The sequence below is a fragment of the Paraclostridium sp. genome (assembly GCF_051657365.1).
Classification (GTDB): Bacteria; Bacillota; Clostridia; order Peptostreptococcales; family Peptostreptococcaceae; genus Paraclostridium.
Genome location: NZ_JBOFKN010000102.1, coordinates 1 through 15538, shown reverse-complemented (window position 1 = coordinate 15538; position 15538 = coordinate 1). Strand labels below are relative to the sequence as shown.

Genomic DNA, 15538 nt, shown 5'->3' with positions numbered 1-15538 from the left:
TACTTTTAATTTATTTTCTAAATGAAAATTTAAGTACTGTTAATTTTTTCTACTTTATTCCTACATTATTTGATATAGCATTTTTATATGAAAATAAATTGAAATATTTATTATTTATAATTACATTTGTACTAGTAATTTTAACTAATATAAATACCTCAATATTTATATTAACCCAAGATTTATCTATACTTTTAATAGTTACGTTAATGAGTTTATACATATACAAAGAATTTTTAAATAAAGTACAATATCAAAATACCTATGACAAACTTAGAATTTCAGAGGATAAGTTAAAAAAAGCCAATCAAGATTTAGAAGTTTATATAACTTCAGTTGAAGAACTAGCTATCCTAAAAGAACGTAATAGAATATTTAGAGAAATTCACGATAGCGTGGGGCATTGTTTATCAACAACCATAATTCAACTTGAAGCTGTAAAACGCTTATTAAAAAATAATCCAGATTTATATGAATTAGTTAATGAACTTAGGGAATTTGTTAAAGATAGTTTTATAGAGGTTAGAACTGCTATATCTAAACTAAAACCTAATGAATATGAAAATTATCAAAATTTATTTAAAATAGATGAGTTAACTAAAAATTTTGCTAAATTAACTGCTACAGATGTTAAATTGACTATTTCTAAAAATACTTGGAGTTTGTCAAGTGTTCAATCTATAGCTTTATATAGAGTAATTCAAGAAGCTCTATCTAATGCTCTGCGACATGGAAAATGTACTAAAGTAGATATATTTATAACATTTAATTACGATTCCTTAATACTTAATATAAAAGATAATGGGTTAGGGTGCTTTAATATAAAAAAAGGAAATGGGTTAAATAGCATATCAGAACGAATTTTTGAATTAAAAGGAAAAGTTGAATTTGTAAATTGTGAAAATGGATTTCTTATAAGAGCTTCTTTTCCTAAAAATATAGGAGGTGAATTTATTGAGTAAAATAAAAATTTTAATTGTTGATGATGAAAAATTAATTAGAAGTGGTTTGAAAATAATTTTATCTAGCTATGAAGATTTAGAGATTGTCGGAGATTGTTCTAATGGATACGAAGCTTTGGATTTTTGTAGGAATAATACTGTGGATTTAGTATTAATAGATATTAGAATGAAAATTTGTGATGGCGTTTTAGGCACTAGATTAATAAAAGAATATGATAATTCTATTAGCGTTCTTATTCTTACTACTTTTAATGATGATGAATACATAAAAAATGCTATAAAATTTGGTGCTTCTGGTTATTTATTAAAAGATAGCTCGGATGAAATACTTTATGAAGGAATTAAGTCTAGCATCTGTGGAAATATAGTTTTTGATAAAAATGTTGCTAGCAAAATTATTTACAGTGAAAACAAAATTTGTCTAGATAGTATTTTAAAAAAATTTAATTTAACGCACAAGGAAATAGATATAATATCTTTAATAGCTGATGGACTTACTAACAAAGAAATAAGTGAAAGTTTATTCTTATCTGAAGGAACAATTAAAAATAATATAACTAACATACTTAGCAAACTTGGTCTTCGTGATAGAACTCAAATAGCTATTTTTGCTTTTAAAAATAAAATCGTATCTTAATATAAGGGGGTTACATCCCCCCTTATATTAATTTTTTTTATCTTCTAATATGTTTCTTCCTTTTTTAATATAAAATATTACTGAGAAGAATATAGTCAATAACTCGGCTATAGGTATAGCTAACCATATTCCATTTAATCCAATTATATTGGGTAGTATAGCAATTGTAGCTACGACAAAGATTAATGACCTTAATACAGATATTATTGCAGATACTTGTCCATTTCCTATTGCAGTAAAGTACCCAGACATAAATATGTTTATGCCTATAAGTAAAAATCCATATGAAAATAATTTCATACCTGAAGCTGCAATTGTATATACTTCTAAATCATTAGTAAATAGTGCTATTATGTCTTTCCCTAAAAACATTGATACTAAAAATATAGCTAAAGAGCTCCATCCTATAGTTACAAAACTATGTCTTAAACTCTCATTTATCTTTTCCTTATTTCTAGCTCCAAAGTTATAACTAATCATAGGAGATATTCCAACTGACACCCCAAAGTATACAGCTATAAAGAAATAATAAATATAAATTATAATAGACATTGCCGCTATTCCAGTTTCTCCACTAAATGCTAATATACTTTTATTAAATAAAAATGTAGTTATACCTGTTGATAATTCTGTAAACATCTCAGAGCTACCATTGTAACAAGAATTAAATAAAGCTTTAAAATCAGATTTAGGCTTTGTAAATTTCAAACTTGATCTATCCCCTACAAAGTATAATAGCCCAATTAATCCTGATACCGTTATCGCTATATATGTTCCTAATCCGGCTCCTAAAATTCCCATTTTCAATACTACTATAAATAAAAAATCAAAAGCTATATTTAGTACTAACCCTAAACATGACATTAATAATGCTACTTTAGGACTTCCATCTACACGTGCATAATACTCAAAATACAATTTTAACATCATAGGTATAGTCATAAGTACAGTTACTAATCCATAGGATTTTGCATATGGAAATAGCTTATCTGTTGTTCCTAAAAATATTAGTATTGGATCTAAAAATATTACGCCTAAAATAGTAAGTACTATACCTATCCCAATAAGGGTAACAGTTATAAATGAAAATAACTGATTTGCACCATTTTTATCTTTTTCTCCTAATTTTATTCCAACTAATGCACCTGACCCCGTCGCTAACATTACAGCTATCCCAAATACTATACAAGTTATTGGTATAACAATATTTATCGATGCTAAGGCATCTGAATTTACATATCTTGATACAAAAAAACCATCTATGGTAGTATAAAATGATAAAAATATCATTGTAATAATTGATGGTAATATGTATCTTAAAAACTCTCTATAATTTTGTTTCTTTGAAAATACTGCTTCCATTTTTATCCCTCTATTCTTTTTAGTAATTGATATTACTTGACATTAATAATTGTGAAGGATATAGTAACTATACTGTCAATAAAATTTTTTAATAATAGGTGATATATATGAAAATGAAATTTACTGTTGGAGAATTAGCTAAACTTCATGAAATGCGTAAACAAACTTTGATTTATTATGATAATATAGATTTATTTAAACCCAATATAGTTGATGAAAATAACGGATATAGATACTATACTTCTGAGCAGTTAGAGGTTTTAGATAGTATTTTAGTTTTAAGGGAACTAGGCATTCCCATAAAGGAAATTAAAGATTTCTTAATAAAAAGAGACAACACTAAAACATTAAATCTTTTAAAGGAACAGAAAATAAAATTAGATGAACAGTTAACAAGTTTACAAAGGACTATAAAAAGGCTAGAAAATAAAATAGATACCATCGAAAATTTAGATATTAATGAAGATGAGGTTTATTTTAAAGAAATGAATTCAGAGTATTTAGTTGTTCAAAATGTTGATGCTCCTTTTCAACTTTTACAAACGGATATTGCTTTTAAAAAATTATTAACAACTGTAACTAGTAAAAAATATCCTTACAATTATCAGTTAGGTACTATAATTTCTCTTGAAAATTTATTACTCAAAGAATATACCACTGCTGATTCTGTATTTTTCCCTCTTTATAAAAAATTAAAAGTTTATGATGTTATTGAAAAATCTAGTGGGCTTTATGCTATAGCTCTACATAAGGGCGAATATACGAATATAGGTAAAACTTATGAGTTTTTAATTAATGCTATTAAAACAAATGGTTATAAAATGATTGGTCCTTCTTTTGAATATTCTATCTTAGATAGTTTAACCTCTTATACTTCTAAGGATTATATAACCAAAATCTCAATTCCTATTAAATCTATTTAAATAATATTTCAAATTATTACTATGAAAGTGACTTAGGTCACTTTTTTTAATGACTTAGTGTAATAGATATGCCCTTCTTAATTTTATATAATGATATTAAGATTAACAAATAAATATTTGAGGAGATTGATATTAGTATGAGTATTATAGAAATTAAAAATATAAGTAAAAGATTTAATGATAAGTTAGCAATAGATAATATTAGCTTTACTGTGAATGAAGGTGAATTATTTGGACTTATAGGTCCTAATGGTGCTGGTAAGTCTACTTTAATTAATATTATGACTAATCTCATGATTCCAAACAATGGGTCTGTTTTTATAGATGGTATGGACTTAATTAAAAACCCTGTTAAATCAAAAGCTATGATAGGACTAGTTCCACAAGAACTAGCTATAATCGAGCATTTAACTCCATATGACAATCTAGAGTATTTTGGTGCCTTATATGGGCTTAAAGGTAAATTATTAAAAGAAAGAGTAAATGAAGCGCTAGATATTGCAGGTCTTACGGAAGTTAAGAAAAAAAAGGTCAAAAAACTTTCTGGTGGTATGAAAAGAAGGTTGAATATAGTTATAGCTATGATTCATCACCCTAAGATATTAATACTTGATGAACCTACGGTTGGAGTTGATACACAGTCTAGAAATTATATATTTACTATACTTAGAAATTTAGCTAAAAAACAAAATACTACTATAATTTATACTTCTCATTATATGGAAGAAGTCGAAAATCTTTGTTCTAAAATATTTATAATAGATGAAGGACGTGAAGTTGCGTTTGGGGATACAGATTATTTAAAATCACTAGTATTTAATAACAGTAAATTATTATTTGACATTAAAAATATATCTGCTAATCTCATTTATGATTTGAAAAATGTAGACGGAGTTTTAAGTGTAATAGAAAATGAAGATGTATTGACACTATCTGTAAGTAATAACTTTATATTATCTAGTGCTTTAAGCGTTATTGAGAAAAATGATTGTAATATAGTTAAAATATCCTATGATGACTATAGCCTTGAAGATGTATTTTTAAATCTTACAGGCAAATCGTTAAGATAAGGAGGCATGTTATGAAACTGTTAGCCAATATTAAAATGCTTTTAAAATCTTTAAAAAATAATTTTTTACTTTTATTTGCTACATTTCTAGTTATTCCTCTTACACTGTCACTGTTTCTCGGAAATGTACTAAACATATTATTTGAAAATCCTATAAATGTAGACCCAATTCCTATAACTATAGTTGATAAAGATAACTCTATTGCTTCTACAAATTTAAAAGATTTTATTAATAATGACATTAAAAATTTATTTTATGTAAATAATGATGATTCTGAATTAAAATTAATAATTCCTAAGAACTATGAAGAAAGTATAAAGAACAAAAAATCTATAATTATAAATATAGAACAGTTACAATCTAGAGGATCTTCTGATTCTATGTTAAAAGATATTATAGATGATTATCATGAAAAACTATATTTAAATAATTTAAATTTAGATACTAACACATCTAAAATATTTAGTGAATCTAGTATAAACACTACTTTAATAGATTCTAATAAAGTTCAAAGTTCTAGTGAATATTATGCTATATCTATGCTAATATTTTTACTTATGATATTTATGTCTAACAATGTCTCTGCTGAATATATATTAGAAAGTACCGGTATGAGAAAAAGAATGCAGTCTATGCCTATTAAACGAACTACACATCTCATATATGACTTTGTACTCGGTGTTATATACTCTTTAATATTTACATCACTGTATATAATTATTAACAGGACTTTTAATATCGCCTTTGATGAAAACTTAGTATCCTTATTTATAGTTAGTTTAGTATCTTGCGTTTTAGTATCTTGTATTTCTGTATTTATATCTTCATTTTTTTCTAAGGTTTTAGGAACTACAGTTATTAGCGTAATTATGATTGTTTATTTTGTATTTGGGGGTATTTTCTTTCCCTTATCAGACAAACTTTCTATTTTCAGTAAATTGTCTCCATTTTATTTGATAAATGAAATGTTTATGAAGTTTACTCTTAGTGATACTTTAAGTTCTATAAGTTCGACTATATTTATTACTATAATAGTTTCACTATTATTATTTATAGTTTCATTTATAAAAGAAAAATATAGTTGGAGGGAATTTTAAATGAATATACTTAGATTAATTTTTGCAAATTTAAAAAGATATATTAAAAATAAGCCTTTACTTGTAGGCCTAGTATTTATGCCTTTTACATTGATAGTAATTTTATTTATGTTTAATGGTACTGAAAACATGTCTATGTACGAACCTAATATTTTGCTTGTATGTGATTCAAATGGAAAATATGAAAGTGAACTTATTAAAGAACTTAAATTAGATGATAAAAATATTTTTAATTACGATAAAAAAAATTATGCTATTAACAAGCTAAAAAACAATGATGCTTCTACTGTATTTGTGCTTGATAAAAACTTTTCATATAAACTAGATAATACGATAAAACCATATGTTAAAAGTTATAAAACCCAAACTGGTGGAGGTAGTATATGGTCTGAATCTGTAATTGAAAGCTTTGTAAATGATAAAATTGCTAAAAGTATAGATTCTAACATAAGCTCTAAACTTATTACTAGTAAAATAATTAAAAACAATAAATTAGAAAGTTCAAACGCTATGATGTATATGCTTCTAATTTGCTATTTTCTATATGCAAATTCTGGAGTTTTATGTAAGGACTTGTTAGACCTTCGTTCTAATAACGTACTTACTCGTATGCTTTCTACTAAAAATAAAAATATAGAAATAGTATTTAGTATATTCTTTGCTTTATTTTTATTACAACTATTAAGTTGTTTTATAGTATTAATTGCATTAAATTTTATCTTTGATGTAAGTATTAGCATTACTACTTGTTTAGTACTTATTGCAAACTGTTTCACATCAACAGGATTTATTATTGCATTAACTAGAATATTCAAAAATGAAGCTAGTATATCTATAGTATCTATAATTTATTCTATAAGTATGATGTTTTTAGGAATACTATCACTTTTAGGTTCATCAAGTGGAAATCTTGTATTTTTAAATAACTTAGCTAAAGTCTCTCCTCTTTATTGGACATTAGAAGCTATATCTCATTCTAATGTAGGTATTAGCATATTAGCTATATTTCTAATAGGATTAGTATTTGTAACCGCTGGAAGCTTTAAGCTAAGAGAGTTTGCCAAAAACTAATAAAAAGAGCTGTTCTCTACTTGAGACAGCCCTTTTTCTATTTCCATTTTTCAAGAACTTTTAACATAAAATCTTTTATATCTATATTATAAACGTCTTTTAGATGTTCTCCATTAAATACTTCTTTAGAGTTACCATAACAAACTATCTCCCCATGATCTAATAAACAAACTGCATCACTAAAATAATGGACTAAGTTTAAATCATGGAGCACTCCAATAACTATTTTATCATTATCCTTAGCCCATTTAGCTAAATGTTCTAATAACTCTATTTGATATTTTAAATCTAGATGATTAGTCGGTTCATCTAAAAGTATAACATCTGGGTTTTGAGCAAATGTTCTAGCTAAAAATACTCTTTGCAACTGACCTCCACTGAGTTCATTTATATGCTTATCTTTTAAATCTGTAAGCCCTACTTTATCAATAGCCTCTAAAATAATATTTTTATCTTCTCTATTCAAAGAATTAAAAACACCTTTAGAGTGAGCATATCTTCCAAGTGCTACTGTTTCATAAATAGTATATGGAAAATATATTTGAGTTATCTGACTCATAAGACCTACCTTTTTAGCAAGATTTCTTCTTGAAAAGTTACATACTTCCATCCCATCTATAGTTATGCTACCTCTATATTCTATAATACTTGCAATAGATTTTAAAAGAGTACTTTTACCACACCCATTAGGTCCAACTATACATAAATTTTTTCCTCTTTCAACTTTAAAGCTAACATTTTTTATAATATCTACATCATCATATCCACAATAAAGATTTTTCACTTCTAACATATTATCACTTCTTTCCTTTGCTAAAGTACACATATGCAAAGAATGGTGCACCTATAATTGCCGTAATCGCTCCTACTGGAAGTTCTGCAGGTGATACTATAGTTCTTGCGATTAAATCGGTTATAACCATTAATGATCCACCAAATACAAAAGACATTGGTATAACATATTTATGTTTTGATCCAAATACACGCCTTACCATATGTGGAGCTATTAAATCTACAAATCCTATAGTTCCACTTAATGCTACCGCACTTCCTGTTAGTACTGCTGAGAATATAAATAAATATTTTTTTACTTTATTGGTATCTACACCTACTGCTTTTGCTTGTTCTTCTCCAAATGTTAAAATATCCATTTCTTTAGTGTATTTTAAAACTCCAATCATACCTATTACTAAAAATGGAACTAAAGCTCTTACGTATGACCATCCCTTCATAGAAAAACTTCCCATTTGCCAAAGACTTATACTTTTTATATCTTCACTAAAAAGAGCTGTAAGCGTTGTTAGTAATGCATTTACAAATAACGAAAATACCATACCTGCTAATATAATAGTATTATTTGACATAGTTTTGTCTATTTTAGAAGAAAAAACTATTACTCCATATACTGTTAATAGTCCAAATAAAAAACCTATCACAGGCAATGTTAATTGCCCTAGAAATGGTACTGATATACCAAGTACAATTACAAGTCCAGCTCCTAGTGATGCTCCCGAAGATACCCCTAATGTATATGGTGATGCAAGTTCATTTTTAAGAATAGATTGAACTACAGATCCACTTACTGCTAAACACCCTCCAACCATGAATGCAAGCAATACTCTTGGTAGCCTAAGTGACCATATTATAGATATATCTTTTGGGTCTATACCATGTCTTAGTGGAGCATTAAACATCTTATTAAGTAGTATACTCATAGTATCCAGTATATGAATATTGGAACTCCCTATGGAAGTTCCAATACTAAATATTAGAAATACTAAAGGTATTGATAGTATCGCTAATTGTTTATTTTTGTTTTGCATATGCATCTGGATTTATATACTCCGCCATTTGTTTTAATGCTTTAACTACATTTTGAGATGGTCTAGAAGATGCATTTGCATCTACTAAATATACTTGTCCATTTTTAACTGCTGCTATATCTTGCCAGCCTTCACGTCCCTTTATTTCCTTAACAGCATACGGAACATAATTTACATTAGTTAATATTACATCTGGATTCTTCTCAACTACTGATTCTGCACTTGGTGATATCCATCCATTTTGATCTACAAATATATTTTCTCCTCCAACTAAATTTATCATTTCATTTAAGAATGTTGCATTACCAAAACTATATAAGTTTGGTGATGGTCCTATTTCAAAGTAAACTTTCTTTTTAGTTTTTATAGATTTCCCTATTTTAGCTATTTCTTCAACTTCAGACTTCATATTGTCAACTATTTTTTGACCTTTATCTTTAGTTCCTGTTATATCTGCTATAAACATTATATCGTCATATATTCCTTGTATGCTATCACTACTTGGTATATAAGCAACACTTATACCAGCTTCTTTAACAACTTTAAATGGATCTTCACTATTTCCTGTTTTATTATGTCCTGATGCAATTATTAGATCTGGATCTAGTGATACTATTGCTTCTGGGTCTGGATTTGAGAAATCTATCAATTTTATTCCTTTAGGTAATCCAGGAACATCAGCAGAATATTTATCTACAGCAACTAATTTATCTGCTAAACCTAATTCTACTAGTACTTCTGTATTAGATGGAGCTGTTGATATTATTTTTTCAATCTTAGAAGGTACTGTAAATTCATTTCCCTCTCTATCTTTTATAACTTTATCTTTTTGACCACAGCCAACTACAGCCAACATTACCACTAACATAGTAGTAACTAATGCTAAAATTCTTTTTTTCATTTTAATTCTCCTTATTTATAAATTTTATTTATAATTTCTACTTATAAATTCTTTTTCTTCTATTCCTTCATCTTTATTTAATTTTAAAGCTAAAATAAAAAAGTATCCAGAAAGTAAATTAGCAAAATCAAACAATAGTTCATCTATATCATGTCCTTGCTCTCTATATCTATGTAATAATCTAACCAATGCTTTACACTTAGTTCTTATAATATGAGCGTAACTTCCACTTACTCCACCTTCAGGCAATACAAATTTATTAATTCTACCTTTTATTTCACCTTGATAAACTAAACTTCTAGATTCTAACCACTTTAACTCATCTTCTGTCACACTTACAAAAGTTCTTAGAGATGCATTCATATGATAAACTAGTTCATTTATTTTACTTAATTCATTTCTTAATTTTTCATCTTTCACAAAAGCTCTCAACAATCCAATCGTACTAGATATTTCATCTGTAAATATCTCATAATCACATCTTAAATCTTCTGGTTCATCATATAAAAATGGGTATGCTAAATATTTTGACATGATACTCCTCCCTTCAATAAAAAAAGCATATCACGAGGATATGCCTTTAAATTTCAATATTATAACTACTATCCAGCCCTCAGAAGATATTAGCTTTAAGTATTGGCAGGTATCCCGGCTCAACATCATACTACTCTCTTGCCTTCCCGATTTCTCAGTGGCTTATTTAAATTTCGTCAGTTTTACGGTTACTGGGGTAGCTTAGACTTTTAATCTAATTCCCTATTAAGTCATATAAACACCTAATACTTGCTATTTAGTTTTGGATTCGTCTTGGATTATATAGTATTTTTCAATATAAATCAATACTTAGTATATATTCCCAAATATATTTATATTAATCTATTTTTTATAATAATTATCTATTTCTTCTATTTCTTATAAAATCTATAATTATATATAAAACTATTAGTACAGTTATTACCATAACTATATCCATTATTATAGGGTTTATTCCCATTCTGTATCCCATATATCTAAATGGATTATACCCTCCGAATCCAAAGAACCCTCTACCGTAACTTGATGGCATGTATGATCTTCTACTTGAGCTTCCATAGTCATCATAATCATCATATTTTTTATTATTTTTATTCTTTGATTCATCACCACTACTTGTATTTGGTTTTGTAGTTGGCTTAGTACTAAAATTCCCTGAATCTGGCTTTGTAGTACTTGACTTTGGATTAGATGTATTTGAACTTGATCCTGAATCTATATTTACATCTGGCTTAGCCTTAGGTTTAGTTGTGAAACTTCCTGAATCTGGTTTTGTAGTGCTTGACTTTGGCTTACTATAACTCTTAGAACTACTTGAACTAGGTTTAAAGCTACTCGAACTTGGCTTTGAACTAAAACTTGATCTAGAGCTGCTTGATGAACTTAGTTTTGATACTTTATATTCTAGTGTACTTTTACCGCTATTATCTGAATCTGCATATACCTTATCTATAGTAAATGTAAACGCACAAGTTATAGTAAATATAAATAAAGTAAGAAAAAGAGTAGCATTTCTTTTTAAATTCTTCATTATACATTTAACCCCATTTCTATAAACTTATTATATAGTCTATCTAAATTGCTAGTATCATCTCCATCTATTACAGAGTCATAACTTTCTTCGCCTTTAAATTTAAAGTATTGTACTAATTGTTGATTGTCACTATCTTTAGTATCTACCAAATAAACATATCTGCTTAAAGATCCATCTTCATGTTTTTCTATTAGATATCCCTTAACATCAAATTTAAATTCTTCATCCCCATTATATAAGCTCACAGTATCACTAGATTTTGTAAATGAAAATTTTTCTTTATCACATTCATATGTGTACTCTAATTCTCTACAGTTTATACATCGGTTAAAAGGACACTCACTTACACAGTTAATACATTTACATTTATCACATTTATCAAGTTTATTTATAGATTCCCTTATATCCCTAGTTAAATAAGCTTGAATTTCTGTATCTATATCCTTTTTCTTTTTAAACATTTTAGAAAATAATCCTTTTTCACCTTGACTATCTTCTTTTTCTAGATCATTTAAAAAAGCCATGTAATTAGAAAGATCTTCAACTTTCCTAATAAAAACTCTTTTATTAACCTCTTTTTCACTTAGTATTTGTTTTAAATCATTTACTGAAAAAACTAAATCTGTATATATTTTGTCGTATTTCTTTTTTTCACTTACTATTTTTTCATTCATAAGGTCCCCTCCTCAAAAAAGGCAGATAGCCTTTGACCATCTACCTTAGTAGTATATTATATATTATTTATTCATTTCTCTTTTTATTCTTTCTAATTCATCTTCAATTTTAGAATCAACTACCGGTGAATTATTTATATACTCATCAAGCATAGTATCTTCATTCTTTGGTTTCATATCTTCTAAAGCTTTGCCATAACTTTCTTTTTCTTGAACTTTCTTCTCAAGTTCATCTAGATTTATACCATGGTCATCACTAAGTCCTGATAAAGTTTCGTTTATTTCATTGTTTATTTCAGCAACATCAAGTCTTGTAGCTAATTCTTGTTTTTTAGATTTCATCTTAGATATTTCAATCTCTAATTCTTCTATTTTAAACTTAATTTCTTGAATCTTATTGTCTTGATCTTGTATTCTAGAAATAGTTTGAGTTAATTTTTCTTGCATTTCTAATTTTTGTTTAACAAAACCTTGAGCCTTTTCATTATCTTCTTTTAATATAGCTGCTTTAGTAGCTTGCTCATATTTTTCTATTTTTTCCTCTATAGATTTCTTTTCATTTCTTATATTGTCTACTGATGCTATAAAGTTTGCACATTGTTTCTTAGCATCTTGAAGTAATTTTTCTTTTTTGTTTATAGATAATTCTAACATTTCAATTGGATCTTCATGCTTTTCTATAGCCTTATTAGCTTTAGCTTCTACTACATTCTTAAGTCTTTTAAAAAATCCCATTTTATATTCCATCTCCATTCATTTTTATTAAAATTTTGGTTTGAATTCAATTTTATTTGTAATTTATTAATATATATAATAACACAAATCCTAGTATTTTCCACACTTATTTAAAGTTGTTACTATTTGTTATTTTTTCTTTTGAACTAATTTTAATAGTTCTTCTATTTCCTTATCTTTTTCTTTTAATTTTTCTTCATATTCTACCTTTACATCTTCTATACTTTTACTTAATACATTTATTAAAGAAGCCATTTCATCTGAACTCCCTGCTATTCTATTTAAAAGCATTAAGTTTTGTGCTAAAACTTCTGGAATTTGTTTATGTGAATATCTAAGTTGATGATCTATTTCACCATACCCTTCTTCAAATATGGTTCTTACTTGAATTTCAGCCATTATCTTTTGTGTAGTTGGGTAAGATTCTATTATATAGTGAACAGATCTATACCCTGAAAGTCTTGAACATACTTCTATACCCAGTTCTTCAAATTTTTTAGTATTATCCCCTTCTCTAACATTTGAAACAATTTCAAGAACTCTCCACATTCTAGTTATAAAGCTATGTATTTCTTCCCAATCTTCTTTAAATATATGTATTACCCTTATTCCTAACAAGTCAGTTATCTCATTTTTATAGTTATCAACCGTAAAATTAAATTCTTCACCATATTTTTCTCTTCTATCTCCAACTTTTCTTATTATCTTCTCTATTAAATGTTCTGGATCTTTTACTCTAGTTTTAACTGAGTGCACCTTAGGATGATTTCTAAGTATAGTTGCTATTAATTCAGCTTGTGTTTCATAACTTTTTCTATATACCATGAAATCTTCATAAATTTTTTCTATCTCATTCCAATCTATATAATTTTTTATTAACTCATCTTTAGTTATTTGATATTTTTCTAGGAATTCATCTTTTCTCAACATTATAGTTTCCTCACTTTTGATATTAATTCATTTATTATTATATATCAAAATCTTACTTTTTAACTATACTATTAAACTTATAGTAAATTAAATACCACAAACCAAACATATGTTTGATTTTTTCTTTTAAATATGTTATTCTATATATATCTTATACTCAATATTACATATATTTAAATTAATACAAGGAGGGAACTCTTATATGTATTCAGATTTATATTTTAAGCAAGTTGAAATTTTAAATTTTATAAAATTATCAATTTCAGAAAATGGGTACTCACCTTCTATTCGAGAAATCGCTAAAGGTGTTAATTTAAATTCATCATCAACAGTTTTTTGCCATTTAAAAAAACTTGAAAAACTAGGCTACATAAAAAGAAAGCCTAAACAACCTAGATCTATAATTGTTTTAGATTTAGGTAAATAATTCATATATAACAAAAAGGGAAGCATAAATACTTCCCTTTTTTGTTTTTATTTAATTTGTTTTGATTTGCAAATAATCTTTTAAAACTTTATAATAATACTTATTATAATTACTTATAGAATGGAAGTGAGTTTTTATTGCCTCTTACAAAAAATAATATAAATATATTAGATAATGTATTTGCAATTCAAAGAATCGTAGATCCTAAAAACAAATCAATTATAGAACTTAATAATAATATTAATATATGTGAAAATCATAATTGTTTTGATTTTTGGAAAAATGGAAGTTCATGCTCTAATTGTATTTCTATGAGAGCATTAAATGAAAATTCTTCATTTTCTAAATTAGAATCTTTAGATGGTAAATTATACATGATAATATCTGCTCCAATTAATATAAATAATGATCGATATGTAGTTGAACTTATAAAAGAAGTATCTAATGATACCCTGTTTTCTATGTATCACGACAAAACAATTGAAGAACTTAAATGTGAAATAAATCGATTAAATATGATTGCTGTTACGGATGATCTTACAAATATTTTTAATAGAAGATACTTAGATGAAAATCTTCCATATTCTTTAAAAAATTTATCTAATGCAAATTCTACACTTAGTATAATAATGTTAGATATTGATAAGTTTAAATCTATTAATGATACTTATGGCCATTTATGTGGTGATTATGCTATCAAAGAAATTGCACATTTGATTAGTGAATATATTAAAAATTTTAAAGGTTGGACTTGTAGATATGGTGGAGATGAGTTTATAGCTGTTATTGAAAATATTTCGGAAGATAAAACTTACGAGATTGTTAATAATTTAAAAAATCTTATAGACACAAATAAATTTATATACAATAATCATAATATACATATTACTTGTAGCTTTGGGGTTACTTATTTAAACCATGATAAAATCGGTATAGATGATGCTTTAAGTTTAGTAGATAGTAAATTATATAAAGCTAAAAAAACGGGAAATACCGTTTCTTAATAATAATTTATAAATAAAAATACTATGATTTCATTAATTATAAATTATCATAGTATTTTTATTTATTATAGATTTATTTAGTTTTTTTATATTCAATAGGAATAATAAATTTTACTGTAAATTTATTTTTGTCTATATCAAAATCAACTATTCCATCATATTTTTCTAAAGTTAGTTTTAAATTTTCAATTCAAATTCCATGATTTCTTTCATCCTTTTTTGTAGTTTTGAATTTATGATTTTTATCTATTTTTATTTTTCCTTCACTCATAGAATTTTCTATTATACAAACAATCTTTCCGTCTATACTATTGCAAAATAAATTTATATATTTATTTAGATTTACATCATCTAT

17 protein-coding genes and 1 riboswitch are annotated in these 15538 nt (G+C 26.3%); of the genes, 8 read left to right on the top strand and 9 right to left on the bottom strand.

From position 1 onward, the window contains the following. A partial coding sequence (locus ACRCYC_RS07865) for a sensor histidine kinase (protein ID WP_438618597.1) occupies positions 1–962 on the top strand: 962 nt, incomplete at its 5' end. Continuing rightward, complete coding sequence (locus tag ACRCYC_RS07860; protein ID WP_438618596.1) at positions 955–1599, top strand: response regulator transcription factor; 645 nt, start codon at positions 955–957, stop codon at positions 1597–1599. The genes ACRCYC_RS07865 and ACRCYC_RS07860, both read left to right, overlap by 8 nt. Positions 1600–1626: 27 nt before the next feature. Here the strand turns inward: ACRCYC_RS07860 and ACRCYC_RS07855 are convergent, their stop codons facing one another. Then, the gene (locus ACRCYC_RS07855; RefSeq protein WP_438618595.1) at positions 1627–2961 is read right to left on the bottom strand and encodes an MATE family efflux transporter; all 1335 of its coding nucleotides are present in this window, start codon (positions 2959–2961) and stop codon (positions 1627–1629) included. A 107-nt stretch (positions 2962–3068) separates the two neighbouring features. On the opposite strand from ACRCYC_RS07855, the gene ACRCYC_RS07850 reads away from it, so the two are divergent. The 4 genes from ACRCYC_RS07850 to ACRCYC_RS07835 all read left to right on the top strand — a co-directional run bounded on the left by ACRCYC_RS07850 (position 3069) and on the right by ACRCYC_RS07835 (position 7122). Then, positions 3069–3884: a MerR family transcriptional regulator gene (locus ACRCYC_RS07850; RefSeq protein ID WP_438618594.1), complete on the top strand. Its 816-nt coding sequence runs from the start codon at positions 3069–3071 to the stop codon at positions 3882–3884. Between the two features lie 137 nt (positions 3885–4021). Beyond that, a complete protein-coding gene (locus ACRCYC_RS07845) occupies positions 4022–4954 on the top strand; it encodes an ABC transporter ATP-binding protein (protein WP_438618592.1) in 933 nt (310 codons plus the stop codon). A gap of 11 nt (positions 4955–4965) precedes the next feature. Further along, entirely contained in the window at positions 4966–6051 is a 1086-nt protein-coding gene (locus ACRCYC_RS07840; RefSeq protein WP_438618591.1) for an ABC transporter permease, read from the top strand. Continuing rightward, positions 6052–7122, top strand: coding sequence for an ABC transporter permease (locus ACRCYC_RS07835; protein WP_438618590.1), 1071 nt, complete (start codon positions 6052–6054; stop codon positions 7120–7122). It abuts the gene before it with no gap. Between the two features lie 37 nt (positions 7123–7159). On the opposite strand, the gene ACRCYC_RS07830 is transcribed toward ACRCYC_RS07835, so the two are convergent. From ACRCYC_RS07830 to ACRCYC_RS07795, 8 genes are all read right to left on the bottom strand, one after another. Continuing rightward, complete coding sequence (locus ACRCYC_RS07830; RefSeq protein ID WP_438618589.1) at positions 7160–7948, bottom strand: ABC transporter ATP-binding protein; 789 nt, start codon at positions 7946–7948, stop codon at positions 7160–7162. Next, entirely contained in the window at positions 7920–8945 is a 1026-nt protein-coding gene (locus ACRCYC_RS07825; protein ID WP_438618588.1) for a FecCD family ABC transporter permease, read from the bottom strand. Before ACRCYC_RS07825 ends, ACRCYC_RS07830 begins: the two co-directional genes overlap by 29 nt. Next, a complete protein-coding gene (locus tag ACRCYC_RS07820) occupies positions 8929–9846 on the bottom strand; it encodes an ABC transporter substrate-binding protein (protein WP_438618587.1) in 918 nt (305 codons plus the stop codon). Before ACRCYC_RS07820 ends, ACRCYC_RS07825 begins: the two co-directional genes overlap by 17 nt. Before the next feature lie 24 nt (positions 9847–9870). Beyond that, on the bottom strand, positions 9871–10380 hold the full coding sequence (locus ACRCYC_RS07815; protein ID WP_438618586.1) for an ATP:cob(I)alamin adenosyltransferase: 510 nt from the start codon (positions 10378–10380) through the stop codon (positions 9871–9873). 88 nt (positions 10381–10468) lie between these two features. Next, a riboswitch (cobalamin riboswitch) is annotated at positions 10469–10641 on the bottom strand. 97 nt (positions 10642–10738) lie between these two features. Continuing rightward, on the bottom strand, positions 10739–11410 hold the full coding sequence (locus ACRCYC_RS07810) for a hypothetical protein (RefSeq protein WP_438618584.1): 672 nt from the start codon (positions 11408–11410) through the stop codon (positions 10739–10741). Continuing rightward, positions 11410–12087: a hypothetical protein gene (locus ACRCYC_RS07805; protein WP_438618583.1), complete on the bottom strand. Its 678-nt coding sequence runs from the start codon at positions 12085–12087 to the stop codon at positions 11410–11412. The genes ACRCYC_RS07810 and ACRCYC_RS07805 overlap by 1 nt, the downstream gene beginning before the upstream one ends. A 63-nt stretch (positions 12088–12150) precedes the next feature. Beyond that, a complete protein-coding gene (locus tag ACRCYC_RS07800; protein WP_438618582.1) occupies positions 12151–12822 on the bottom strand; it encodes a PspA/IM30 family protein in 672 nt (223 codons plus the stop codon). A gap of 129 nt (positions 12823–12951) precedes the next feature. Then, positions 12952–13752, bottom strand: coding sequence for a RelA/SpoT domain-containing protein (locus ACRCYC_RS07795; protein ID WP_438618581.1), 801 nt, complete (start codon positions 13750–13752; stop codon positions 12952–12954). A gap of 202 nt (positions 13753–13954) precedes the next feature. Between ACRCYC_RS07795 and ACRCYC_RS07790 the strand changes: the two genes are divergently transcribed. Continuing rightward, a complete protein-coding gene (locus ACRCYC_RS07790; protein WP_438618580.1) occupies positions 13955–14179 on the top strand; it encodes a winged helix DNA-binding protein in 225 nt (74 codons plus the stop codon). A gap of 137 nt (positions 14180–14316) precedes the next feature. Further along, positions 14317–15183, top strand: a complete 867-nt coding sequence (locus ACRCYC_RS07785) for a GGDEF domain-containing protein (RefSeq protein ID WP_438618579.1) — start codon at positions 14317–14319, stop codon at positions 15181–15183. Positions 15184–15538 lie beyond the last annotated feature (355 nt).

Bases quoted from the DNA above. Each gene is read 5' to 3' on its own strand.
- ACRCYC_RS07855 (WP_438618595.1), bottom strand. From the start codon at position 2,961: ATGGAAGCAGTATTTTCAAAGAAACAAAATTATAGAGAGTTTTTAAGA.
- ACRCYC_RS07850 (WP_438618594.1), top strand. From the start codon at position 3,069: ATGAAAATGAAATTTACTGTTGGAGAATTAGCTAAACTTCATGAAATG.
- ACRCYC_RS07845 (WP_438618592.1), top strand. From the start codon at position 4,022: ATGAGTATTATAGAAATTAAAAATATAAGTAAAAGATTTAATGATAAG.
- ACRCYC_RS07840 (WP_438618591.1), top strand. From the start codon at position 4,966: ATGAAACTGTTAGCCAATATTAAAATGCTTTTAAAATCTTTAAAAAAT.
- ACRCYC_RS07835 (WP_438618590.1), top strand. From the start codon at position 6,052: ATGAATATACTTAGATTAATTTTTGCAAATTTAAAAAGATATATTAAA.
- ACRCYC_RS07830 (WP_438618589.1), bottom strand. From the start codon at position 7,948: ATGTGTACTTTAGCAAAGGAAAGAAGTGATAATATGTTAGAAGTGAAA.
- ACRCYC_RS07825 (WP_438618588.1), bottom strand. From the start codon at position 8,945: ATGCAAAACAAAAATAAACAATTAGCGATACTATCAATACCTTTAGTA.
- ACRCYC_RS07820 (WP_438618587.1), bottom strand. From the start codon at position 9,846: ATGAAAAAAAGAATTTTAGCATTAGTTACTACTATGTTAGTGGTAATG.
- ACRCYC_RS07815 (WP_438618586.1), bottom strand. From the start codon at position 10,380: ATGTCAAAATATTTAGCATACCCATTTTTATATGATGAACCAGAAGAT.
- ACRCYC_RS07810 (WP_438618584.1), bottom strand. From the start codon at position 11,410: ATGAAGAATTTAAAAAGAAATGCTACTCTTTTTCTTACTTTATTTATA.
- ACRCYC_RS07805 (WP_438618583.1), bottom strand. From the start codon at position 12,087: ATGAATGAAAAAATAGTAAGTGAAAAAAAGAAATACGACAAAATATAT.
- ACRCYC_RS07800 (WP_438618582.1), bottom strand. From the start codon at position 12,822: ATGGGATTTTTTAAAAGACTTAAGAATGTAGTAGAAGCTAAAGCTAAT.
- ACRCYC_RS07795 (WP_438618581.1), bottom strand. From the start codon at position 13,752: ATGTTGAGAAAAGATGAATTCCTAGAAAAATATCAAATAACTAAAGAT.
- ACRCYC_RS07790 (WP_438618580.1), top strand. From the start codon at position 13,955: ATGTATTCAGATTTATATTTTAAGCAAGTTGAAATTTTAAATTTTATA.